Origin of the sequence: Mycobacterium sp. 852002-50816_SCH5313054-b, assembly GCF_001667185.1 — a bacterium.
Classification (GTDB): Bacteria; Actinomycetota; Actinomycetes; order Mycobacteriales; family Mycobacteriaceae; genus Mycobacterium.
Genome location: NZ_LZIC01000013.1, coordinates 16,139 through 37,792 on the forward strand (window position 1 = coordinate 16,139; position 21,654 = coordinate 37,792).

The 21,654-nt window shown below is 69.2% G+C and carries 20 protein-coding genes and 1 pseudogene; 15 read left to right on the top strand and 6 right to left on the bottom strand.

Going from position 1 to position 21,654, the window contains the following annotated elements; translation table 11 throughout:
• Positions 1 to 2: 2 nt before the first annotated feature.
• Together A5787_RS01495 and A5787_RS01500 are read right to left on the bottom strand one after the other, a co-directional pair.
• Positions 3 to 1,109, bottom strand: a complete 1,107-nt coding sequence (locus A5787_RS01495; RefSeq protein WP_066960582.1) for an acyl-CoA dehydrogenase family protein — start codon at positions 1,107 to 1,109, stop codon at positions 3 to 5.
• Between the two features lie 7 nt (positions 1,110 to 1,116).
• The gene (locus A5787_RS01500) at positions 1,117 to 2,277 is read right to left on the bottom strand and encodes an acyl-CoA dehydrogenase family protein (RefSeq protein ID WP_066960585.1); all 1,161 of its coding nucleotides are present in this window, start codon (positions 2,275 to 2,277) and stop codon (positions 1,117 to 1,119) included.
• A 156-nt stretch (positions 2,278 to 2,433) separates the two neighbouring features.
• Between A5787_RS01500 and A5787_RS01505 the strand changes: the two genes are divergently transcribed.
• From A5787_RS01505 to holA, 3 genes are read left to right on the top strand one after another with little or no spacing between them, the layout of a single operon-like run.
• Positions 2,434 to 3,300, top strand: a complete 867-nt coding sequence (locus tag A5787_RS01505; protein WP_066960587.1) for a ComEA family DNA-binding protein — start codon at positions 2,434 to 2,436, stop codon at positions 3,298 to 3,300.
• A 50-nt stretch (positions 3,301 to 3,350) separates the two neighbouring features.
• Positions 3,351 to 4,874, top strand: coding sequence for a ComEC/Rec2 family competence protein (locus A5787_RS01510; RefSeq protein ID WP_066960742.1), 1,524 nt, complete (start codon positions 3,351 to 3,353; stop codon positions 4,872 to 4,874).
• 33 nt (positions 4,875 to 4,907) lie between these two features.
• Positions 4,908 to 5,867 carry a DNA polymerase III subunit delta gene (holA, locus tag A5787_RS01515; protein ID WP_156763714.1) on the top strand — a complete coding sequence of 320 codons (960 nt, stop codon included), beginning with the start codon at positions 4,908 to 4,910 and terminating at the stop codon, positions 5,865 to 5,867.
• 16 nt (positions 5,868 to 5,883) lie between these two features.
• Here holA and rpsT read toward each other — a convergent pair whose 3' ends face one another.
• A complete protein-coding gene (gene rpsT, locus A5787_RS01520) occupies positions 5,884 to 6,144 on the bottom strand; it encodes a 30S ribosomal protein S20 (protein WP_066960592.1) in 261 nt (86 codons plus the stop codon).
• Between the two features lie 137 nt (positions 6,145 to 6,281).
• On the opposite strand from rpsT, the gene A5787_RS01525 reads away from it, so the two are divergent.
• From A5787_RS01525 to A5787_RS01540, 4 genes are read left to right on the top strand one after another with little or no spacing between them, the layout of a single operon-like run.
• The gene (locus tag A5787_RS01525) at positions 6,282 to 7,967 is read left to right on the top strand and encodes a circularly permuted type 2 ATP-grasp protein (protein ID WP_082977016.1); all 1,686 of its coding nucleotides are present in this window, start codon (positions 6,282 to 6,284) and stop codon (positions 7,965 to 7,967) included.
• Positions 7,967 to 8,944, top strand: a complete 978-nt coding sequence (locus A5787_RS01530) for an alpha-E domain-containing protein (RefSeq protein WP_066960597.1) — start codon at positions 7,967 to 7,969, stop codon at positions 8,942 to 8,944. Before A5787_RS01525 ends, A5787_RS01530 begins: the two co-directional genes overlap by 1 nt.
• Positions 8,944 to 9,783: a transglutaminase family protein gene (locus tag A5787_RS01535; protein WP_066960600.1), complete on the top strand. Its 840-nt coding sequence runs from the start codon at positions 8,944 to 8,946 to the stop codon at positions 9,781 to 9,783. Before A5787_RS01530 ends, A5787_RS01535 begins: the two co-directional genes overlap by 1 nt.
• Before the next feature lie 32 nt (positions 9,784 to 9,815).
• Positions 9,816 to 10,481, top strand: coding sequence for a hypothetical protein (locus A5787_RS01540; RefSeq protein ID WP_082977017.1), 666 nt, complete (start codon positions 9,816 to 9,818; stop codon positions 10,479 to 10,481).
• Here A5787_RS01540 and A5787_RS01545 read toward each other — a convergent pair.
• Positions 10,449 to 11,291: a ribonuclease Z gene (locus A5787_RS01545; RefSeq protein ID WP_066960602.1), complete on the bottom strand. Its 843-nt coding sequence runs from the start codon at positions 11,289 to 11,291 to the stop codon at positions 10,449 to 10,451. The two genes, A5787_RS01540 and A5787_RS01545, sit on opposite strands and share 33 nt — an antisense overlap.
• 172 nt (positions 11,292 to 11,463) lie before the next feature.
• On the opposite strand from A5787_RS01545, the gene A5787_RS01550 reads away from it, so the two are divergent.
• On the top strand, positions 11,464 to 11,892 hold the full coding sequence (locus A5787_RS01550; RefSeq protein ID WP_066914112.1) for a CBS domain-containing protein: 429 nt from the start codon (positions 11,464 to 11,466) through the stop codon (positions 11,890 to 11,892).
• Between the two features lie 100 nt (positions 11,893 to 11,992).
• Here A5787_RS01550 and A5787_RS01555 read toward each other — a convergent pair whose 3' ends face one another.
• A complete protein-coding gene (locus tag A5787_RS01555) occupies positions 11,993 to 12,571 on the bottom strand; it encodes a type II toxin-antitoxin system PemK/MazF family toxin (RefSeq protein ID WP_066960605.1) in 579 nt (192 codons plus the stop codon).
• Here A5787_RS01555 and lepA point away from each other — a divergent pair.
• The 3 genes and pseudogenes from lepA to A5787_RS01570 all read left to right on the top strand — a co-directional run bounded on the left by lepA (position 12,553) and on the right by A5787_RS01570 (position 16,209).
• Positions 12,553 to 14,536: pseudogene (gene lepA, locus A5787_RS01560) on the top strand (translation elongation factor 4). The gene A5787_RS01555 and the pseudogene lepA overlap by 19 nt on opposite strands.
• 2 nt (positions 14,537 to 14,538) lie before the next feature.
• Positions 14,539 to 15,318, top strand: coding sequence for a sensor domain-containing protein (locus tag A5787_RS01565; protein ID WP_066960611.1), 780 nt, complete (start codon positions 14,539 to 14,541; stop codon positions 15,316 to 15,318).
• Positions 15,319 to 15,450: 132 nt separating this feature from the next.
• Positions 15,451 to 16,209, top strand: a complete 759-nt coding sequence (locus A5787_RS01570; RefSeq protein ID WP_066960613.1) for a sensor domain-containing protein — start codon at positions 15,451 to 15,453, stop codon at positions 16,207 to 16,209.
• A 9-nt stretch (positions 16,210 to 16,218) separates the two neighbouring features.
• Here A5787_RS01570 and A5787_RS01575 read toward each other — a convergent pair whose 3' ends face one another.
• The gene (locus A5787_RS01575; protein ID WP_066960616.1) at positions 16,219 to 18,270 is read right to left on the bottom strand and encodes a glycoside hydrolase family 15 protein; all 2,052 of its coding nucleotides are present in this window, start codon (positions 18,268 to 18,270) and stop codon (positions 16,219 to 16,221) included.
• 186 nt (positions 18,271 to 18,456) lie between these two features.
• Between A5787_RS01575 and A5787_RS01580 the strand changes: the two genes are divergently transcribed.
• The 4 genes from A5787_RS01580 to cysW all read left to right on the top strand — a co-directional run bounded on the left by A5787_RS01580 (position 18,457) and on the right by cysW (position 21,641).
• Complete coding sequence (locus tag A5787_RS01580) at positions 18,457 to 18,651, top strand: hypothetical protein (RefSeq protein WP_066960619.1); 195 nt, start codon at positions 18,457 to 18,459, stop codon at positions 18,649 to 18,651.
• A 289-nt stretch (positions 18,652 to 18,940) separates the two neighbouring features.
• Entirely contained in the window at positions 18,941 to 19,987 is a 1,047-nt protein-coding gene (locus A5787_RS01585) for a sulfate ABC transporter substrate-binding protein (protein ID WP_082977018.1), read from the top strand.
• Positions 19,984 to 20,832, top strand: coding sequence for a sulfate ABC transporter permease subunit CysT (cysT, locus tag A5787_RS01590; RefSeq protein WP_066960622.1), 849 nt, complete (start codon positions 19,984 to 19,986; stop codon positions 20,830 to 20,832). Before A5787_RS01585 ends, cysT begins: the two co-directional genes overlap by 4 nt.
• A complete protein-coding gene (gene cysW / locus A5787_RS01595) occupies positions 20,829 to 21,641 on the top strand; it encodes a sulfate ABC transporter permease subunit CysW (RefSeq protein ID WP_066960625.1) in 813 nt (270 codons plus the stop codon). The genes cysT and cysW overlap by 4 nt, the downstream gene beginning before the upstream one ends.
• The last annotated feature ends 13 nt before the right edge of the window (positions 21,642 to 21,654 follow it).

Sequence of the window (21,654 nt, forward strand, 5' to 3'; positions counted from 1 at the left end):
GGCTACAGCCGGGCCAAGTCGTACTCGCCGAGGTGGTCGATCAGGTTGTGCAGGTGGTCGCCGGAGGTGCCCAGCGTGTGTTCGATCGCGGTGAGCCGCGCGGCGTAGTGGCTGACCGGATATTCGGCCGTCACGCCTATTCCGCCGTGCATCTGGATGGACTCCTGCGCGATGTGCCGACCGGACCGGCCGATCTGGATCTTGGCGCGCGAGGCGATGACCGGGTCCAGGTTGCCGTCGGCGATCGACATCGCGGCGTAAAGGCTCATGCTGCGCGCCAATTCCAGCGACACGTACATGTCGGCGGCCCGCTGGGTGAGCGCCTGAAACTTGTTGAGCGTGACGCCGAATTGCTTGCGTGTCTTGAGGTAATCGGTGGTCAGGCGCAGCGCTTCCTCCATCGCCCCGACGGCTTCGGAGCACAACGCCGATTGGATGCGCACGATGGCGTCGCGGATGGCCCGCGACGCGTCCACGGCTTCGCCGAGCGGCTCCGCGGCCGCGCCGTCCAGATCGATCTGGGCGCCGCGCTGACCGTCGAACGTCGGGTAGGGGTGCCGCCTCACGGCGTCCGCGTCGACCAGGAACAGGCCGGTGCCGCCGTCGGGCAACGCGGCGCTGACCACCAGCGCGTCGGCGCAGTCGCCGGCGAGCACCGGGTTCTTGCGCCCGGTGAGCGTCCATGAATCACCTTGCCGCGCAGCCTGAGTGGTGACCGCGGCGATTGGTTTGCGGTGCCCCTGTTCCAGGTGGGCGAAGGCCAGCAGCCGTTGCCCGGCCGCGACCTCGTCGAGCTGTAGCTTCTGGGCGTCGCTGCCCAGCTCGGCGATCAGCGCGCCCGGTGCGAGCGCACCGTGCAGGATCGGTTCGGGGGCCAACCGGCGGCCCACCTCTGTGAGCACCACCATGATCTCGATCTGGCCGGCCTCCTCAGGCTCGAACCCGAGGCCCAGGATCCCGGTGTCGGCGAGCTGACTCCAGACCTCGCGGCTCCAGCCCAGATCGGAGCCGATGACCTTGTTGCGGCTCTCCGGGTCGTAGGAGCGCGACAGCAGGTCGCGGGTCGTGTCGCGCAGCAGGGCCTGCTCGTCGCTCAACTGAAAGTCCATGACTGCCTCACAATCCGAGAATGGTGGACGCGATGATGTTGCGCTGCACCTCGCTGCTGCCGCCGTAGATCGACGTCTTGCGGTAGTTGAGGTAGTGCGGGGCGCTGTGTTGCGCCCACTCCGGCGACGTGATGTCGTCACCGTTGACCGGCAGCGCGTCGGGGCCGGCCACCTCGACCAGCAGCTCGGTGGCGATCTGCTGCAGTTGGCTGCCGCGCAGCTTGAGCACCGACGACGCGGGGTTGGGCTGCCCGTCCGCGGAGTCCGAGACCACTCGCGACTGCGTGAGTTCCAGTGCCAGCACCTCGTTCTCGGCCTCGGCGAGGCGCGCCGCGAACAGGGGATCGTCGAGCAACCCGGTTTCGGTGGCGCGCTTTTTCACCTCGGCCAGGCGCACCTTGGTGCGCCCCACCCCGGCGATGCCGGTGCGTTCGTTGCCCAGCAGGTACTTCGCGTAGGTCCAGCCCTGATTCTCTTGCCCGACAAGCTGATTGGCGGGCACCCGGACGTCGGAGAAGAACAATTCGTTGATCTCCTGGCCGCCGTCGATCGTCTTGATGGGCCGCAGCGTGATGCCCGGCGTCTTCATGTCGAAGAGCAGAAACGAGATGCCGGCCTGCCGCTTGGGCGCCTGGGGGTCGGTGCGTACCAGGCAGAAGATCCAGTCCGCGTACTGGCCGAGCGTTGTCCAGGTCTTCTGCCCGTTGACGACGTAGCTGTCGCCGTCCCGGACCGCGGTGGTGCGCAGCGACGCCAGGTCCGAGCCGGCCTCGGGCTCGGAGAAGCCCTGGCACCACCAGATGTCGAGGTTGGCCGTCGGCGGCAGGAAGCGTTGTTTGATCTCCTCGGAACCGAATTCGGCGATCACGGGGCCGACCATCTTGGTGTTGAAGTTCAGCGGCTCGGGCACGCACGCCAGTTGCATTTCGTCGGCCCAGATCTGGTGCTGGGTGGGCGTCCAGTCCTTGCCGCCCCATTCGACCGGCCAGTTCGGCACCGCCAGCCCGTGCTCGTGCAGGATCTTGTGGCTGGTGACGATGTCTTCGCGGCGCACGGACGCCGCCCCGGCGCGCACCCGCTCGCGCAGCTCCTCGGGGATCTTCGTGGTGTAGAAGGTGCGAAGCTCATCGCGGAACGCGGCTTCCTCCGGTGTGAGCGCCAACTGCATGGCAGCCTCCTTTGGTCGAGGTGAACGTCGCGACTCGTTCCATCTTGACCCATCGGATTCGGGTGCCTGTGCACAGCCTCGGATTCGTCCACATGCCGGCGGTGCGGCGCCGTCGCACGCGGTCGCCGGGGCGGTCGGCGCGCCTACGGTCGGCGCATGCGAACAGAACTGCCCGCCGAGCGGCTGCAGCGCCGGCTCGGCGCGGACCCGGCCGCCGACGGCGCGGACGAATCGGGCTCGGACCACGACGCCGCAGGCTTGGGCGAATCAGAAGACCAGAACTCGCTGCTGCCGCGGTGGCTGCCGGACGCCGTCGAGAGCCGCGGCTGGGTGGCCAAGATGCGCGCCGACCCCGGCCGCACGGGCGCGATCGCGTTGGCTATCGTGGCCGCGCTGGCCGTGCTGGTCACGGTGTTCACCCTGATGCGTGACCGGCCCGCGCCGGTGATGTCGGCCAAGCTGCCGCCGGTGGAGAAGGCCGGAACGGCCGGCCCCCGATCCTCGGCGGCCCCGGGCGCCGGCCGGCCCGCCGATGGCGATCGACCGGTGGTGGTGAGCGTGGTGGGGCTGGTGCACGCTCCCGGGCTGGTCACCCTGGCGCCCGGCGCGCGCATCGCCGACGCGCTGCAGGCGGCGGGCGGCGCGGTGAACGGCGCCGACACCATCGGGTTGAACATGGCCCGCCCGGTCGGCGACGGTGAGCAGATCGTGGTCGGGCTCGCTCCCGCGCCGGGGCAGCCGGCCGCGCTCGGCAGCTCGGTGGCCTCCGGTACGTCCCCGGCGCCCGGGCCGCGGGGACCCGTTTCGGGGACGGCGAAGCCGAAGGCGGGCGAGGCGCTCGACCTCAACACGGCGACCGTCGAGCAGCTGGACGGGCTGCCCGGTGTGGGACCGGTCACCGCTGCCGCGATCGTGGCTTGGCGGCAGGCGAACGGCAAATTCACCAGCGTCGATCAGCTCGCCGACGTCGATGGCATCGGTCCGGCGCGGCTGGAGAAACTACGCCCGCTCGTCCGTGTCTGACGCCGGTGGGCCGGCCGGGCGGCGGCGGATCGGCCGACGCGCACGTCGACGTGCGGCTGGTGGCGCCCGCGCTCACCGGCTGGGTGGTGACCGCCGCCGGGATCTGGTGGCCGATCGGGCGGGTCTTGGCGGCCTGCTGCGTCGTGCTGGTCGTGGTGGGTGCGCTGGCCCGCTGCGCGGCGCGCGGGCCGGGCCGCCGGTGGCTACCGGCGGTTGGCGCCGGCCTGGTGGCGGCCGGTGTGGTGGGTGCGGGGTTTGGGTTGGCGATCGGGCTGCGTGCCGACGCGGTAGGTCGCCACCCGATCACCGCGGCGTTCGGCACGACCGCCCCGGTGACCGTCACCCCCAGCGAGACGGCGCTGGCGCTCGGCAGCGGACGGGTGATGTTCCGTGCCAACCTGCGGCGGCTGCGCGACGACGAGGTGTCCGGCCGAGTGGTGGTCTTCGCCCGGGCCTCGGACTTCGGCGACCTGATGGTGGGTCAACCGGTGCGGTTCACCGCGCGCGTCAACCGTCCGTCCCGCCGTGACCTGACGGTGGCGGTGCTCAACGCGTCCGGCCGGCCGACGCTGGGGACCGCCGGTGCGGTGCAGCGGGCCGCACACCACGTGCGCCGCCGGTTCGCCGCCGCCGCCCGCGACACGCTGCCCGCGGACCAGGCCGCGATGCTGCCCGCGCTGGTCCTCGGCGACACCGCGGCGATTACCGGCCAGACCAGCCGCGACTTCCGGGCGGCGGGCATGACGCACTTGACCGCCGTGTCGGGGGCCAACGTCACGATCGTGTGCGCGGCGGTGCTGTTCTCGGCCCGGTTGATCGGCCCGCGCGCCGCCGTCCTGCTCGCTGCCGTGGCGCTGGTGGCGTTCGTCATCGTCGTGCAGCCGACGGCGAGCGTCCTGCGCGCGGCGGTGATGGGCGCGATCGCGTTGGCCGGGATGCTGTCTTCGCGCCGGCGGCAAGCGATTCCGGCGCTGTCGGCCACCGTGCTGATCTTGCTGGCGGTCGCTCCACAGCTGGCCGTCGACGTGGGCTTTGCGCTGTCGGTGCTGGCGACGGCCGCGTTGGTCGTCATCGCGCCCGCCTGGTCGCGGCGCCTGGTCGGCAGGGGCCGGCCCAAGCCGCTGGCGGACGCGCTCGCCGTCGCGTGCGCCGCGCACGTGGTGACCGCCCCGCTGGTCGCCGGGATCTCGGGCCGGGTCAGCCTGGTGGCCGCGGCGGCCAACCTCGCGGTGGCGCCCGTGATAGCGCCGATCACCGTGCTGGGCAGCGCGGCGACCGTCAGCTGCCTGCTGTGGCCCGCCGGTGCGCAGCTGTTGATCCGGTTCAGCGGGCCGGAACTGTGGTGGGTGTTGCACGTGGCGCGGTGGTCGGCCGGCGTGCCCGCGGCGACGGTACCCGTTCCGGCCGGTGTGCCCGGCGTGGCGGTGGTCGCCGCAGGCACGGCGTCGGCGTTGCTGTCGGCCGCGCTGCTGTGGCGGCGGCGCTGGTTTCGCCGGGCGCTCGGGCTCGCCGTGTCGGCGCTCGTCGTGTGCTGGCTGGCCTGGTCTGTGTCCGAGCTCGTCAGTCCCGCGTGACACGATCGTGGGGTGAGCGAGGTTGCGCACCACCTGCACCTGGTGTTGGGGGACGAGGAGCTGCTGGTCGAGCGGGCGGTGGCCGACGTGTTGCGGTCGGCGCGCAAACGCGCCGGCAGCTCCGAGAACCCAGACGTTCCCGTGAGCCGGATGCGGGCCGGCGACGTCAGCACCTACGAACTCGCCGAACTGCTGAGCCCGTCGCTGTTCGCCGACGAGCGCATCGTCGTGCTGGAGGCGGCCGGCGAAGCGGGCAAGGACGCGGCCGCGATGATCGCCGCGGCCGCCGCCGACGTGCCGACGGGCACGGTGCTGGTGGTGGTGCACTCCGGCGGCGGGCGGGCCAAGGCGCTGGCCGGCCAGCTGCAGACGCTGGGCGCCGAGGTCCATCCGTGCGCGCGCATCAGCAAGCTCAGCGAGCGCATCGACTTCATCCGCAAGGAATTCCGTGAGCTGCGCGTCAAGGTCGACGAGGAGACCGTGACCGCCCTGCTGGACGCCGTCGGCTCCGACGTGCGCGAGCTGGCGGCCGCGTGTTCACAGCTGGTCGCCGACACCGCCGGCGATGTCGATGCCGCCGCGGTGCGGCGCTACCACAGCGGCAAGGCGGAGGTGAAGGGCTTCGACATCGCCGACAAGGCGGTGACCGGCGACGTCGCGGGAGCCACCGAGGCGCTGCGGTGGGCGATGCTGCGCGGCGAACCGCTGGTGGTGCTGGCCGACGCGCTGGCCGAGGCCGTGCACAGCATCGGCCGGGTGGGCCCGCTGTCCGGCGACCCGTATCGCCTGGCGGCGCAACTGGGGATGCCGCCATGGCGGGTGCAGAAGGCCCAAAAACAGGCCCGGCGCTGGTCGCGCGACACCGTGGCCACCGCGATGAGAGTCGTGGCGGAGCTCAACGCCAACGTCAAGGGAGCCGTCGCCGACGCGGACTACGCGCTGGAATCCGCCGTCAGGCAGGTTGCCGAATTGGTGGCCGACCGGGGCCGCTGAAGGGCCGGGTGGCGGCTCAGATCTTGTTGAGGGCCCGCGCCAGCGCCGACTTCTTGTTGGCGGCCTGGTTCTTGTGGATGACGCCCTTGCTGGCCGCCTTGTCCAGCTTGCGGTTGGTCGACACCAGCAGCTCGGCGGCCTTCTCCTTGTCGCCGGAGTGGGCGGCCTCGCGGAACGAGCGCACGGCGGTGCGCAGCGAGGACTTGACCGCCTTGTTGCGCACGCGGGCGCTCTCGTTCGTCTTGATACGCTTCTGCTGCGACTTGATGTTGGCCACGCGTCAGTTCCTTCTTCAAGATCGGTGTTTTGCGCCGGGCGCCCCACACCCGATCGCGACTGCCCAGGTTAGCAGTCGGTTACGTTTTCTCCCAAAAGGGGAAACCGTGGCCTGCCAGAACGTCGATTTGAGGCAGCATCTCTAAAGTGAGTCTTCCGAGCCAGCTTGAGGACACCAGGCGGGGCGCTGCGGGGCGCCCGGACGCGCGCGCCGAGCGCATCTTCGGCGGCTACAACGAATCGGACGCCTACTCGATGGCTTTCGACGAGATGTTCGATGCCCAGGGCACCGTGCGCGGCCCGTACAAGGGGATCTACGCCGAGCTCGCGCCCTCCGACGCCTCCGAGCTGAAGGCCCGCGCCGAGGCGCTGGGCCGCGCCTTCATCGACCAGGGCATCACGTTTTCGCTGTCGGGCCAGGAGCGGCCGTTCCCGCTCGACCTGGTGCCACGGGTGATCTCGGCCGCCGAGTGGAGCCGCTTGGAGCGCGGCATCACCCAGCGCGTCAAGGCCCTCGAGATGTATCTCGACGACATCTACGGCGATCAGGAAATCCTGAACGACGACATCATCCCGCGCAGCCTGATCACCTCCTGCGAGCATTTCCACCGGCAGGCCTTCGGCATCGTCCCGCCCAACGGCGTCCGCATCCACGTCGCGGGCATCGACCTGATCCGCGACGAAAAAGGCAACTTCCGCGTCCTCGAGGACAATCTGCGCTCACCGTCGGGCGTGTCGTACGTCATGGAGAACCGGCGCACCATGGCGCGGGTCTTCCCCAACCTGTTCGCCACCCACCGGGTGCGCGCCGTCGACGATTACTCGTCGCACCTGCTGCGCGCGCTGCGCAACTCCGCGGCCACCAATGAGGCCGATCCCACCGTCGTCGTGCTGACTCCCGGCGTGGCGAACTCGGCCTATTTCGAGCATTCGCTGCTGGCGCGGCAGATGGGGGTCGAGCTCGTCGAGGGTCGCGACCTGTTCTGCCGCGACAACCAGGTGTACATGCGCACCACCGAGGGCGAGCGCCAGGTCGACGTCATCTACCGGCGCATCGACGACGCCTTCCTCGACCCGCTGCAGTTCCGCGCCGACTCCGTGCTGGGGGTGGCCGGCCTGGTCAACGCCGCCCGCGCCGGCAACGTCGTCATCTCCAGCGCGATCGGCAACGGCGTGGGCGACGACAAGCTCGTCTACACCTATGTGCCGACGATGATCGAGTACTACCTCGGCGAGAAACCGCTGCTGGCCAACGTGGAGACCTACCGGTGCTGGCTCGACGACGAACGCGAAGAGGTGCTGGACCGGATCGACGAGCTGGTGCTCAAGCCGGTGGAGGGCTCCGGCGGTTACGGCATCGTGTTCGGCCCGGAGGCCTCCGACAAGGAGCTGGCCACCGTCGCCAAGAAGGTCCGCGACGATCCGCGCAGCTGGATCGCGCAGCCGATGATGGAGCTGTCGACCGTGCCGACGCAGGTCGGGAGCACGCTGGCGCCCCGCTACGTCGACCTGCGGCCGTTCGCGGTCAACGACGGCAACGACGTGTGGGTGCTACCCGGCGGACTGACCCGGGTGGCCCTGGTCGAGGGCTCGCGGGTGGTCAACTCCAGCCAGGGCGGGGGATCGAAGGACACCTGGGTGCTGGCGCCGCGCGCCGCGTCCGGCGCGCGGGAGCTGGGCGCCGCCGAGGTCGTCCGGTCGTTGCCCAAGTCGATCCCCGACCAGGTGCTCGACGGTGCGCCACGGCTACAGCAGCAGCAGCCGCAGCCGACGGAGATTCCCGACGAGCAGCCCCAGCAGCAACAACAACAGAGGATGCGCTGATGCTGGCCCGCAACGCCGAGGCGCTCTACTGGATCGGTCGCTACGTCGAGCGGGCCGACGACACCGCCCGGATCCTGGATGTGGCGCTGCACCAACTGCTCGAGGATTCCAGCGTCGACCCGGACCAGGCGTCCCGGCTGCTGTTGCGGGTGCTGGGCATCGACCCACCGGATCACGACCTGGATGTCTGGTCGCTGACCGACCTGGTGGCCTTCAGCACCAACGCCTCGAGCGGCTGTTCGATCGTCGACGCCATCACGGCGGCGCGGGAGAACGCGAAGTCCGCCCGCGAGGTGACGTCCATCGAGATCTGGGAATGCCTCAACACCACCTACCATGCGCTTGCCGAACGCGAGCGCGCCGCCAAACGCCTTGGGCCACATGAATTTCTGTCGTTCATCGAGGGTCGGGCGGCGATGTTCGCCGGTCTGGCCGATTCGACGCTGTCGCGCGACGACGGATACCGCTTCCTGCTGCTGGGCCGCGCGATCGAGCGGGTCGACATGACGGTGCGCCTGCTGCTGTCGCGGGTCGGGGACAGCGCGTCGTCCCCGGCGTGGGTGACGCTGTTGCGCTCGGCGGGCGCGCACGACACCTACCTGCGCACCTACCGCGGCGTGCTGGACGCCGGCCGGGTGGTCGAGTTCATGTTGTTGGACCGCCTGTTTCCGCGCTCGGTGTTCTACTCGCTGCGGCTGGCCGAACACAATCTCGAAGAGCTGCTGCACAATCCGCAGAGCCGCATCGGCTCCACCGCCGAGGCGCAGCGCCTGCTCGGGAAGGCGCGCAGCGAACTGGAATTCGTGCAACCCGGCGTGCTGCTCGAGTCGCTGGAGAGCCGCCTGGCCGGCCTGCAGCGGACCTGTAGCGATGTCGGAGAGGCGTTGTCGCTGCAGTACTTTCACGTCACCCCATGGGTGGCATGGTCGGACGCCGGCCAGCGCGCCCGGCTGGTCGCCCGGCAGGGCGAACCCTGATGTGGCGGCTGCGGGTGGTGCACACCACCGGCTACGCCTACCAGTCGCCGGTCACCGCCTCGTACAACGAAGCCCGCCTGACCCCGCGCTCGGACACCCGCCAAAACGTCATCCTCAACCGGATCGAGACCATCCCCGCGACGCGCTCCCACCGCTACATCGACTATTGGGGCACCGCCGTCACGGCGTTCGACCTGCATGCGCCGCACACCGATCTCACGGTGACGTCCTCCTCGGTCGTCGAGACCGAGCGGGGGGAGCCGGCGCTGGCGGAGGTCAGCTGGAGCGATCTGCACTCCGCGGCCGTGATCGATCGCTTCGACGAACTGCTGCGCCCCACGGCGCACACCCCGACGAGCAAACGCGCCGCGTCCATGGCCAAGAAACTCGCCAAGTCCTACGACCCCGCCGAGGCCGTCGTCGCGGCGGGCAAGTGGGTCCGTGACGAGCTGGACTACCTGCCCGGGACCACCGGCGTGCACACCTCGGGGGCGGACGCGCTGAACGAGGGCAAGGGTGTGTGCCAGGACTTCGTGCACCTGACGCTGATGGTATTGCGCGGCATGGGAATTCCCGGGCGCTACGTGTCCGGCTACCTGCACCCCAAACGCAACGCGGTCGTCGGGGACACCGTGGAAGGACGGAGCCACGCCTGGGTCCAGGCCTGGACCGGTGGCTGGTGGAATTTCGACCCCACCAACGACACCGAGATCACCGAGCAGTACGTCAGCGTGGGCGCCGGGCGCGACTACACCGACGTCTCCCCGCTCAGGGGGATCTACTCCGGGGAAGGCGCGACGGATCTCGACGTGATCGTGGAGGTCACCCGGCTGGCCTAGCCGCCCGCGAATTCGGGAATATCGTTGCGGGCATGGCCGATCCACGGCGCGCCGGGCCGTCGTTGACGTTGCTCGCCATGCTGTGCCTGGGATTGCTGTTCGCGGGGATCGCCGTCGGGGTCGCCATGGGCGGTGTGCCGCCGTTGCCGTACGGGCCGGCGGGAGACGTCGTCGCCTACGTCCGCGCGCAACCCGTCGCGGTGCACGTCATGGCCGCGGCCACGTTCGCATCGTCGGTGCCGCTGGCTCTCTACGCGGCGGCGGCCGGTGCCCGGTTGCGGCGGCTCGGCGTCGCCGCGCCGACGGCCGCGGTCGCCGCGACGGGCGGCGTTCTGGCCGCCGGCTCGCTGGGCCTGACCGGGTTGTTGGCCTGGCCGCTGTCGCGGCCGGACATCAGCGCCGACGCCGCGCTGGTGCGCGCCCTGTACTTCCTGGTCTTTCTGGTCGGCGGCCCGGGGCACATCGTGGCCCTGGGGCTGCTGGTGGCGGGCATCGCGGCGCCGAGCCTCGCGATGGGCCTGACGCCGCGGCCGGTGGCCTGGGTCGGCATGGCGACGGCCGCACTCGCCGAATCGGCGGCGTTGGTGTTGGCGTGGCCGCAGTGTGGGCCGATCCTGCCGATCGCGCGCGTTTCGGCGTTGGTGTGGCTGGTGGTGGGCGGCGCGCTATTGCCGCGCGGTGACCTCGACCCGAAGTAGGTCGTCGCCCAGCTCGATGCGCCCGCCGAATTCGGAGGCAGCCAGCGCGCGCCACTGTTCCTCCTGCCCGGGCACCAGCGCCGGCACGTAATGCGTCATCACCAGGGTGCCCACGCCCGCCCGGGCCGCCGTCGCCGCGGCCTCCTGCACCGACGAGTGGTAATCGCAGATGTCCTGCAGCCGCTGCTGCGGGATGTTGACGACGATGTCCTTGCGGATCACGGTGTGCACCAAGGCGTCGGCGCCGCGGGCCAATTCGTCCAGGCCGGCGCACGGCACGGTGTCCCCGGCCAGCACCACCGACGCGCCATCGGAGTCGATGCGGAAGCCGATGGTCGGCGCCACCGGCCGGTGATCGGTCGGCGCCACCCGGATCGACACCCCGTCGCGGTCCCACACCGGGCCCTCGGTGTATTCGTGCACCTCGACCGCGGGCGGATCGTTGAGATCGGCGTGGTGGGCGATCCGGTAGCCGATGTCATGGCCGAACGCCTTCAACGTCGCCTCCACCGTCTCCGCGGTGCCGGGCGGCCCGATGATCGGCAGCGGCGCCGGGTTGGGCGCGAAAGTGGTGATCCACCGGGTGATGAGCAGGTCGCCGAGCTCGCCGATGTGGTCGCTGTGCAGGTGGGTGAGCAGCAGCGCGGACAATCCGGCGGCGCCCACGCCCACCGCGGCCGCCCGCTGCAGCACCCCCCGCCCGCAATCCACCAGGAACACCTGCCCGGCGGCCCGGACCAGCGTCGACGGCCCGGCGCGGTTGGGGTCGGGGATCGGGCTACCTGTTCCCAGCAAAGTGATCTCGATCATCGTCCTATCCTCGCAAGCCGCGAAGGGGCGCAGTGGCGTTTGACCGATCCGGGTTTGGGCCGGGAAATCCGAGGGTATGGGTGCGTCCGGTTCCGGTGCTCGTGGTGGCTTTCCCGGCGCGTGAGTTAGCCGTAGCCTGGTGTGCAGCGGATCACAACCGGCTGGAGGCCTGATGCGGATTGCGGACGTCTTGCGGAACAAGGGCGCGGCGGTGGTGACGATCAACCCGGAGGCCACGGTCAAGGAGTTGCTCGCCGGCCTCGCCGAGCAAAACATCGGTGCCATGGTGGTGGTCGGCGACGACGGCGTCGTCGGCATCGTCTCGGAGCGCGACGTCGTGCGCCAACTGCACACGCACGGAGCCAGTGTGCTGTCCCGGCCGATCTCGAAGATCATGACCGCCAACGTCGCCACCTGCACAAAATCCGACACGGTCGACTCGTTGAGCGTGCTGATGACGAAGAACCGGGTGCGCCACGTGCCGGTGCTGGACGGCAAGAAGCTGATCGGCATCGTGAGCATCGGTGACGTGGTGAAGACCCGGATGGAAGAGCTCGAGGCCGAGCAGCAGCAGCTGCAGTCCTACATCACCCAGGGCTGATCAACCGCGGGGCTGGTTGCCCGCCTCTTCGCCGAACGTGCGCTCAGGGCGAAAATTCTGCCGTTTTCTCGCCGTGGTTACACGCTCGGCGAGGCGCTGGCTAGCTCCACGCGTACTCCGCGCGCAGCCGCGCGGCGACCGCGTCGAAGATCTCACGATCCAGGACGGCGCCCTCGCGGCGAATGCTCTCCTCGGGCACGTCGAGCACCCGGTCGAGCCGGACCCAGCTTTCCCGGCCCTCGTCATCCCATGCGCCCGCACCGATCCCGACCCAATCGTGGTCGCCGGCGTGCCGCTCCTGGCTGGACACCACCAGTCCCAGCAGGACGCTGCGGTCGCGACCCACGACGAGGACGGGTCGGTCCTTGCCGCGGCTGGGATCGTCCTCGTAGACCACCCACGTCCAGACGATCTCCCCCGGATCGGCGCGGCCGTCGAGGTTCGGGGCGTAGACCAGCTTGCGCGCCCGCTGGGCGGTCGGAAAGCTGGCGCTGGTCACCGGCCGGCCCGCGGCGATGGCCACGGGCGGCTGCGGGGACGCCGCGGCGATGACGTTCGCGGTGATCTTCACGGCCTGCTGCAGTTCCCGCGCGACGACCTGGGCGGTCTGCGCGTACACCACCGCATTGCGGGCGAACCGCTGCAACGTCTTCCACTGAGATTTCCGGGCAGACGCCATATTCGCAGCATAACCACGCGCGGCCGGGTGCGATTGTGTCCAAGTAGGCCCGGGCGACCCCACACAGATACCCTTGACGTACCGCTCAAGCGGCCGCGAGCAGGGCCAGACCAGGAGATTCCCATCAGCAGTTTCGCCGACAAAACCTTCACCCCGCCGGCGCAGATTCGGAATTTCTGCATCATCGCTCACATCGACCACGGCAAGTCGACGCTGGCGGACCGGATGCTTCAGCTCACCGGCGTCGTCGACGAGCGGTCCATGCGCGCCCAGTACCTGGACCGGATGGACATCGAGCGGGAGCGCGGGATCACCATCAAGGCGCAGAACGTGCGCCTGCCCTGGCAAGTCGGGGATGAACGGTATGTCCTGCACCTCATCGACACACCCGGTCACGTCGACTTCACCTATGAGGTGTCGCGCGCGCTCGAGGCCTGCGAGGGCGCCGTCCTGCTGGTCGATGCGGCCCAGGGCATCGAAGCGCAGACCCTGGCCAACCTCTACCTGGCGCTGGACCGCGACCTGACGATCATCCCGGTGCTCAACAAGATCGACCTGCCGGCGGCCGATCCGGACCGCTACGCCGGCGAGATCGCCCACATCATCGGCTGCGAACCGAGCAACGTGTTGCGCGTGTCCGGCAAGACCGGCGAGGGCGTGCCCGAGCTGCTCGACGAGGTGGTCCGTCAGGTGCCGCCGCCGCAGGGTGACGCCGACGCGCCCACCCGCGCAATGATCTTCGACTCGGTCTACGACATCTACCGCGGCGTGGTGACCTACGTCAGGGTGGTGGACGGCAAGATCACGCCGCGCGAACGCATCGCGATGATGTCGACGGGCGCCACCCACGAACTGCTCGAGGTCGGCATCGTCTCGCCCGAACCCAAGCCCAGCGTGGGCCTGGGCGTGGGGGAGGTGGGCTACCTGATCACCGGCGTCAAGGACGTCCGCCAGTCCAAGGTCGGGGACACGGTGACGACCGCCCGGCACGGCGCCACCGAGGCGCTGACGGGCTACCGCGAGCCCAAGCCGATGGTGTACTCGGGGCTCTATCCCGTCGACGGCTCCGACTACCCGGACCTGCGCGATGCGCTGGACAGGCTGCAGCTCAACGACGCCGCGCTGACCTACGAGCCGGAGACGTCGGTGGCGCTGGGCTTCGGGTTCCGCTGCGGCTTTTTGGGCCTGCTGCACATGGAGATCACCCGCGAGCGCCTGGAGCGCGAGTTCGACCTGGACCTGATCTCCACCTCGCCGAACGTCGTCTACCGCGTGGTGAAGGAAGACGACTCGCAGATCGTCGTGACCAACCCGTCGGACTGGCCGGAGGGCAAGGTCCGCACCGTGTACGAGCCCGTGGTGAAGACGACCATCATCGCGCCCAGCGAATTCATCGGCACCATCATGGAACTGTGCCAGTCCCGCCGCGGGGAGCTCGGGGGGATGGATTATCTGTCGCCCGAACGGGTGGAATTGCGCTACACCATGCCGCTCGGCGAGATCATCTTCGATTTCTTCGACTCCCTGAAGTCGCGCACCCGTGGCTACGCCAGCCTCGACTACGAGGAGGCCGGCGAGCAGGAAGCCGAACTGGTCAAGGTCGACATCCTGCTGCAGGGCGAGGCCGTCGACGCGTTCAGCGCGATCGTGCACAAGGATTCGGCGTACGCCTACGGCAACAAGATGGCCACCAAGCTCAAGGAGCTCATCCCGCGCCAGCAGTTCGAGGTGCCGGTGCAGGCGGCGATCGGCTCCAAAATCATTGCGCGCGAGAATATCCGGGCGATCCGCAAGGACGTGCTGTCCAAGTGCTACGGCGGTGACATCACCCGCAAACGCAAACTTCTGGAGAAGCAGAAGGAAGGCAAGAAGCGGATGAAGACCATCGGCCGCGTCGAGGTGCCGCAGGAGGCGTTCGTCGCCGCGCTGTCCACCGACGCGGCCGGGGACAAGGGTAAGAAGTAGCCGTGCGGAGAATCGGGCCGGCGACGGCGTTGCTCTTGGTCGCCGCGTTGGCGGCGGGCTGCGGCACGGTGGTGGACGGCACCGCCAAGCCCGCGCCGAATCTGAAGCCGCGGCCGCTCACCGGTGCGACCGTCAAGCAGGTGCTGCTCGACGGGGCGACGCTGTCGCGGATGCTCAGCCAGCCCTTAGTCGCCCGCAACCCACCCGAGTTCGGCGGCCCGGAAGCGCTGTACCACAAGGACGAGGCGGTGTCGCCGGCCGGTTGCCTGGGCGTGACCTCGATGCTGCAGAAGAGCGTCTACCTGGCCGGCCCCCAACCGGCCGACGTGAAAGACGTTGCGTCGGAGTCGTGGTGGAACAACGGCGAGCCGGCGCAGGTGCTCACCGTGATCGAGGGCGTGGTGAGCCTGCCCTCGGCCGCGCAGGCCGCCGCGCTGTTCGCGCAGTTCTCGCAGCAGTGGCAGCAGTGCGCGGGCACCACGATGACGGAACAGACCGGCCCGATCAGCACGACGAACGCCATCAGCGACGTTCGGGTGGCCGACGCCTCGAATACCATTGTCGCCGCGACCAATACGGCGACATCGACGCTGCCCAACATGCCACCCCTGCGGCCCACGCCCCAGGCGCGAGCCCTCGGGGTCCAGTCGAACTGCCTCGTCGAGGTCGAGGTGGTCTTCTTCGGCGAGCGACGCCCGTCCGACCCGGGTTCGGGCAACGTCGACACCAGCGCCGTCGACATCGCGCACACCATGATGGACAAGGTCAACGCCCTGGGCTGAGGGGCCCGCTGAAAAGCGCCTGAGACCTCGCTGCGGCTGGCCTGTTTTTCCGGCGCGGCGCAGCACGCTTTCGGGAAACGAAGCCTAAAATCAAGGTGAACAAAAGGTTAACGACGACGCCGAAGTGACCGAATGAAACACCTCTCGTTCTTGATGGGCCCGTTGACGATCGTGCTGCTGGTCGCCGGATGCGCTGTGGCCATCGGCGGCAAAGCGACGCCGGTGGCGGGCCTGGCGCCGCGATCGCTCGGTGGACCGGCCGTCGACCACGTGCTGCTGGGCGATGAAGCGCTTTCCCGAATCCTCAAGCAGCCCTTGGACCTTGACCTTCGTTTTCCGCCACAGTTCGGTGGCGCCGAGGAGTTACAGAACGCTGGAACGGCTTTGCCCGACGGCTGTCTCGGCGTCGTGGCGATGCTGCAGCAAGGCGTCTACGAATCCAGCGACGTCGAAGAAGTCGCGGTTGCGGCGTGGCGGCACGCTAATAGGCCCGCGGATGTGACGGACGTGAGGGAGGGCGTGGTCAGCCTGCCCACCGCCGCTGACGCCGGCGCGTTGTTCGCGACGTTTTCTCGGCAGTGGCAGGAATGCAATGGCGCGCAGACGTCGTTGCCGGGCGGCGTGTTCCGGCTCAAGGGCAAGATCACCGACGTGCAGGTCGCTGATTCCGTTGTGGCGGCCACGGTTTGGGAGGGGTGGCGGTCGCCCGATCCGGATTCGGTGTCCATCCCGGCGGGGCGCGCCATCGCGGTGCGCGGCAATTGCCTCATCGAGGTCGAGGTGGATTTCTTCAATTCCCCGCGACCGTCGGCTCACGGGCCGGGGGAGATCAACAACAGCGCCATCGACGTCGCGCGCGCGATGATGGACAGGATCGGCGCGCTGATCTGACCCGGCGCGTCAGACCGGCGCGTTGGCCGGCTGGAACGTCCCGGAGCCGTCGGCTTCTTCTTCGGCGCGGATGACGTGCACCACGGCGTTGATCAGCGCCAGGTGGGTGAACGCCTGCGGGAAGTTGCCGAGGTGCCGTCCGGTGCGCGGCTCGATCTCCTCGGCGTAGAGGTGCAGCGGGCTCGCGTAGGACAGCAGCCGCTCGCACAGCCGCTTGGCGCGGCTCACCTCGCCGATCTCGACCAGCGCCGACACCAGCCAGAACGAGCAGATCGTGAACGTGCCCTCCTCGCCGGACAGCCCGTCGTCGGTCTCGTGGACCCGGTAGCGCAGCACCAGGCCTTCCTCGGTGAGTTCGTTGGCGATCGCCAGCACGGTATTGCGCACGCGCGGGTCGTCGGGCGGCAGGAACCGGGTCAGCACCACCAGCAGCAGCGAGGCATCCAGCGCGTCGCTGCCGTAGCGCTGGGTGAACACGCCGCGCGAGTCCACCCCGTGCTCGAGGATGTCGGCCTTGATCTCCTCGGCGATGGCCCGCCACTGCTGGGCGTAGCTCTTCTCGCCCTGCCGCTCGGCGAGCTTGCAGCCGCGGTCGAGCGCCACCCAGCACATCACCTTCGACGACGTGAAGTGCTGCGGCTCCCCGCGCACCTCCCAGATGCCGCGGTCGGGCTCACGCCAGTGCTTGATCGCCTCTTCCACCTGCTTCTTGAGCACCGGCCACAGCGTCTCCGGGATCTGCTCGCGCGACTTGGCGTGCAGGTAGAACGAGTCCAAGATCGAGCCCCAGATGTCGTGCTGGACCTGGTCGTAGGCGCCGTTGCCGATGCGCACCGGCCGGGCGTGGTCGTAGCCGGACAGGTGGTGCAGCTCGTCTTCGACCAGGCTGCGCTCCCCGCCGACGCCGTACATCACCTGCAGCGGGTGCCGCTCGTTGCTGTTGGCGCCGGAGACGTCGGCGATGAAGGCGAAGAAGTCGTCGGCCTCGCGGTCCAGTCCCAGGGTGTAGAGGCCCCACAACGCGAACGTCGAATCCCGGACCCAGGCGTAGCGGTAGTCCCAGTTGCGCTCGCCGTGCGGCGTCTCCGGAAGCGACGTGGTGCTGGCCGCCAGCAGCGCGCCGGTGGGTGAATAGGTCAACCCCTTCAGCGTGAGCGCGCTGCGCTGCAGGTAGGCCCGCCACGGGTGGTCGGGGAAGTTGCCGATGTTGATCCACTGCCGCCAGCACTCGGTGGTCTGCCACATCTTGTCGGCGGCCTCTTCGTAGGTCTGCGGCGCGGGGTGCTTAGTCCAGCTCAGGGCGACGAAGATGTCGTCGCCCTCTTTCATCCGGGTGCGGGCGCGCGCCTCCCGGCCCTCCAGCCCGATGCGCAGGTTGGTGGTCAGCCGCAGCGTCGGGTGCGCATCCGGTTGCCGGTTGGCGCGGGCGATGGCCTCGCCGTACGCGTTCGCTGAGTATTCCCAGGTGGAGCCGACCCGGTGGTAGTCGAACGCCGGTTCGCAGCTCATCATCAGCTCGACGGTGCCGCTGACGCAGCGCACGGTGCGCAGCAGGATGTGCTCGGCGTCCCAGTCCATCGGGGTGCGGCGATGGGTTCGCGACCGTCGCTCGATGTCATGCCACTTGCCCATCACCAGGGCGTCGCGCACGATCAGCCACCCGGTGTGGGTCTGCCACGTGGTCTCCATGATCAGGCTGCCCGGGAGGTAGCGACGGGCCGAGGGCACCGAGACGCCGTAGGGGCCGAGCCGGAAATGGCCCGCGCTGCGGTCCAGGATGGCGCCGAACACGCTCGGTGAGTCAGGCCGGGGCACGCACAGCCATTCCACCGACCCGGCGGGGGAGATCAGGCACGTCGTCTCCCAGTCGGACAAGAACGCGTAATCGGCGATCGGCGGGAAGGGGTTCCGCAGTGACCCGCTGGTCGTGAGCGGCGCGGGCGCGTTGAAATCGATCGGCGAGGGCAGCACCGTTTCGGGGGCCGTGCCGAACGCTTCGAGCGGGGGCTCCCCGGGAGCACCGTCGGCCGGCTGGTCGGCGGGTTGGGCGTGCAGAACCATCCCGACATCATCGACTGTCAACCTGCCCGGCGTCCAATGTTTGCATCGGGTGTCGGGTTTTGGCCGGCGTTCGCGGTACCGCCGCGGAATCCACGGGAAGCCGCGTTTTTCCCTCACCGTGACTTTTACGCGGCAGCGGGCCACGCCACGTTGGTTTCGCCTCCCAGGGCGAATAGGGTGAGCCAAGTGAGCGCGTTCCTGAATTGGTGGGACGGCAACGAGCTGTGGCTTTCGGGCCTGCCGTTCGTGTTGCAGGCCCTGATCGTGATGCCCGTCGTGTTGGCGGTGGCCTACGTCGCGGCGACGGTGCTCGACGGCCTGCTCGGGCGGGGCATCAAGTTGATGCGCCGGGTCCGGCACGCCGATGAGGCGCCCGGGTAACGCGCATGCCCCGGTCACACGTGACCCTGATTCTGATCACGCTCGTCGTGCTGGTGATCGTCGCGTGGCTGGCGACGCACTGACAAGACGGCCCCTGCGGATCCTGTTAGGCTTCGCGACATGCATGAGGCGTCCGGTGTTTTCGAATGCGCCGTCTTCGTGCACTGTTGTCGCTGACTCCCAAACCCCGTGCGCGGTCTGGTCTGGAGTCGTGAATTCTCCTGAATTGGCAAACGCCTTTCCGCCGCACCGGGACCGAGAACCAAAGTCCCGCACTGAAAGGCCACCCATGCTCAACGACATCGGCAGCGCCCCGCGCCGGCCGGTTCTCCGCTGTGTCGTGGCGCTGGCGCTGATCGCCGGTGCCGTCGGCGCGTGCGCGGGCGGCCCCAGCGACGTCGTCGGGGGCGGCGGGCCGGGCAACGCGCGCACCAGTATCACGCTGGTCGCCTATTCGGTCCCAGAACCGGGCTGGAGCAAGGTGATTCCCGCGTTCAACGCTTCGGAGGAGGGCAAGGGCGTGCAGGTGGTGGCCTCGTACGGCGCCTCGGGTGACCAGTCCCGCGGCGTTGTCGACGGTAAGCCGGCCGACGTCGTGAACTTCTCCGTCGAGCCGGACATCGCGCGATTGGTCAAGGCCGGCAAGGTTTCCAAGGACTGGAACACCGACGCCACCAAGGGGATCCCGTTCGGGTCGGTGGTAACCCTGGTGGTACGCAAGGGCAATCCGAAGAACATCAGGGACTGGGATGACTTGTTGCGGCCCGGCGTCGAGGTCATCACGCCCAGCCCACTGAGTTCCGGCTCGGCCAAGTGGAACCTGCTCGCCCCGTACGCCGTCAAGAGCCAGGGCGGGAACAACGCCCAGGCGGGTGTCGACTTCATCGGCAAGCTGGTGCGCGAACACGTCAAATTGCGTCCCGGGTCGGGCCGGGAGGCCACCGACGTCTTCGTCCAGGGCAGTGGCGACGTGTTGATCAGCTACGAGAACGAGGCGATCGCCACGGAGCGGGCCGGCAAACCCGTCGAGCACGTCAACCCGCCGCAGACCTTCAAGATCGAGAACCCGGTAGCGGTGGTGAGCACCAGCCCCCACCTGAACGCCGCCGTCGCCTTCAAGAACTTCCAGTACACCGCGGCGGCGCAAAAGGTGTGGGCGCAGGCCGGCTTCCGGCCGGTCGATCCGGCCGTGGCGGCCGACTTCCCTGACCAGTTCCCGGCGCCGGCGAAACTGTGGACGATCGCCGACCTCGGCGGTTGGGGGACAACGGATCCGCAGCTGTTCGACAAGAGCATCGGCAGCATCACCAAGATCTACACCCAGGCCACCGGATGACGGCCACGGTGACGCCCGGGTACCAGGCGCCGACGGGTGCGTGGCGGGTGCGGGGATCCGGAACCACGTCACTGCGGGTCGGCGTTGCGACGCTGTGGCTTTCGGTGATCGTGCTGCTGCCGCTGGCCGCCATCGCGTGGCAGGCGGCCGCCGGCGGCTGGCATGCCTTCTGGCTCGCGGTCACGTCGAACGCCGCGCTGGAGTCGTTCCGGGTGACGCTGACCATCTCCGCCGGGGTGACGGTCGTCAACGTGATCTTCGGCCTGCTGATCGCGTGGGTGCTGGTGCGTGACGACTTCTTCGGCAAGCGGCTCGTCGACGCGATCATCGACCTGCCGTTCGCGCTGCCGACCATCGTGGCCAGCCTGGTGATGCTGGCCCTGTACGGCAACAACAGCCCGGTGGGCCTGCACCTGCAGCACACCGCCTGGGGCGTGGCCGTGGCGCTGGCCTTCGTCACGCTGCCCTTTGTGGTGCGCGCTGTTCAGCCGGTGCTGCTGGAAATGGATCGGGAGACCGAGGAGGCGGCGGCGTCGCTGGGCGCCAGCGGCCCGAAGGTCTTCACCTCGGTCATGTTGCCGTCCCTGACGCCCGCCCTGTTATCCGGTGCGGGGCTGGCCTTCTCGCGAGCGATCGGTGAGTTCGGGTCGGTGGTGCTGATCGGCGGCGCCGTCCCGGGCAAGACCGAGGTGTCATCGCAGTGGATACGGACGCTGATCGAAAACGATGACCGCACCGGTGCCGCCGCGATATCCATTGTGCTGCTGGCGATCTCGTTCTTCGTGTTGCTCGCCTTGCGAATCGTGGGCGGGCGCGCCGCCAAGCGTCAGGAGCTGGCCGAATGACATCGTCGCCCAGGATTCGCTACCTCATCCGGTTCGCCGCGCTGTCCTACATCTTCGTGTTGCTCGTCGTTCCGGTGACGCTGATCCTGTGGCGGACATTCCGGCCCGGCGTCGGTCAGTTCTTCGACTGGGTGAGCACACCGGCGGCCATCTCGGCGCTGAACTTGACGCTGCTGGTGGTGGCGATCGTGGTGCCGCTCAACGTGGTGTTCGGCATCCCGACCGCACTGGTGCTGGCGCGCAACCGTTTCCGCGGCAAGGGGCTGTTGCAGGCGGTCATCGACCTGCCGTTCGCGGTGTCGCCGGTCATCGTGGGCGTGGCGTTGATCCTGCTGTGGGGGGCGGCCGGCGCGTTCGGGTTCGTCGAACGCGACCTCGGGCTCAAGATCATTTTCGGGCTGCCCGGGATCGTGCTGGCCAGCATCTTCGTCACCCTGCCCTTCGTGGTGCGCGAGGTGGAGCCGGTGCTGCACGAGCTGGGCACCGACCAGGAGGAGGCGGCGGCCACCCTGGGTTCGGGCTGGTGGCAGACGTTTTGGCGGATCACGTTGCCGTCGATCCGGTGGGGCTTGACCTACGGCATCGTGCTGACCGTCGCGCGCACCCTCGGCGAGTTCGGCGCGGTGATCATCGTGTCGTCCAACCTGCCCGGCAAGTCGCAGACCCTGACATTGCTCGTCGCGGACCGGTACAACCGCGGGGCGGAGTACGGCGCCTACGCGCTGTCGACACTGCTGATGGGGGTGGCCGTACTGGTCCTGATCTTCCAGCTGGTCCTCGACGCCCGCCGGGCACGAGCGGCCAAGTAAGCGCGACAAGGAG

Excerpts from the sequence above, each read along its gene's own strand:
- A5787_RS01495 (WP_066960582.1), bottom strand. The coding sequence starts at position 1,109 with ATGGACTTTCAGTTGAGCGACGAGCAGGCCCTGCTGCGCGACACGACC.
- A5787_RS01500 (WP_066960585.1), bottom strand. The coding sequence starts at position 2,277 with ATGCAGTTGGCGCTCACACCGGAGGAAGCCGCGTTCCGCGATGAGCTT.
- A5787_RS01505 (WP_066960587.1), top strand. The coding sequence starts at position 2,434 with ATGCGAACAGAACTGCCCGCCGAGCGGCTGCAGCGCCGGCTCGGCGCG.
- A5787_RS01530 (WP_066960597.1), top strand. The coding sequence starts at position 7,967 with ATGCTGGCCCGCAACGCCGAGGCGCTCTACTGGATCGGTCGCTACGTC.
- A5787_RS01535 (WP_066960600.1), top strand. The coding sequence starts at position 8,944 with ATGTGGCGGCTGCGGGTGGTGCACACCACCGGCTACGCCTACCAGTCG.
- A5787_RS01540 (WP_082977017.1), top strand. The coding sequence starts at position 9,816 with ATGGCCGATCCACGGCGCGCCGGGCCGTCGTTGACGTTGCTCGCCATG.
- A5787_RS01545 (WP_066960602.1), bottom strand. The coding sequence starts at position 11,291 with ATGATCGAGATCACTTTGCTGGGAACAGGTAGCCCGATCCCCGACCCC.
- A5787_RS01550 (WP_066914112.1), top strand. The coding sequence starts at position 11,464 with ATGCGGATTGCGGACGTCTTGCGGAACAAGGGCGCGGCGGTGGTGACG.
- A5787_RS01555 (WP_066960605.1), bottom strand. The coding sequence starts at position 12,571 with ATGGCGTCTGCCCGGAAATCTCAGTGGAAGACGTTGCAGCGGTTCGCC.
- A5787_RS01570 (WP_066960613.1), top strand. The coding sequence starts at position 15,451 with ATGAAACACCTCTCGTTCTTGATGGGCCCGTTGACGATCGTGCTGCTG.
- A5787_RS01575 (WP_066960616.1), bottom strand. The coding sequence starts at position 18,270 with ATGGTTCTGCACGCCCAACCCGCCGACCAGCCGGCCGACGGTGCTCCC.
- A5787_RS01585 (WP_082977018.1), top strand. The coding sequence starts at position 18,941 with ATGCTCAACGACATCGGCAGCGCCCCGCGCCGGCCGGTTCTCCGCTGT.
- cysT (WP_066960622.1), top strand. The coding sequence starts at position 19,984 with ATGACGGCCACGGTGACGCCCGGGTACCAGGCGCCGACGGGTGCGTGG.
- cysW (WP_066960625.1), top strand. The coding sequence starts at position 20,829 with ATGACATCGTCGCCCAGGATTCGCTACCTCATCCGGTTCGCCGCGCTG.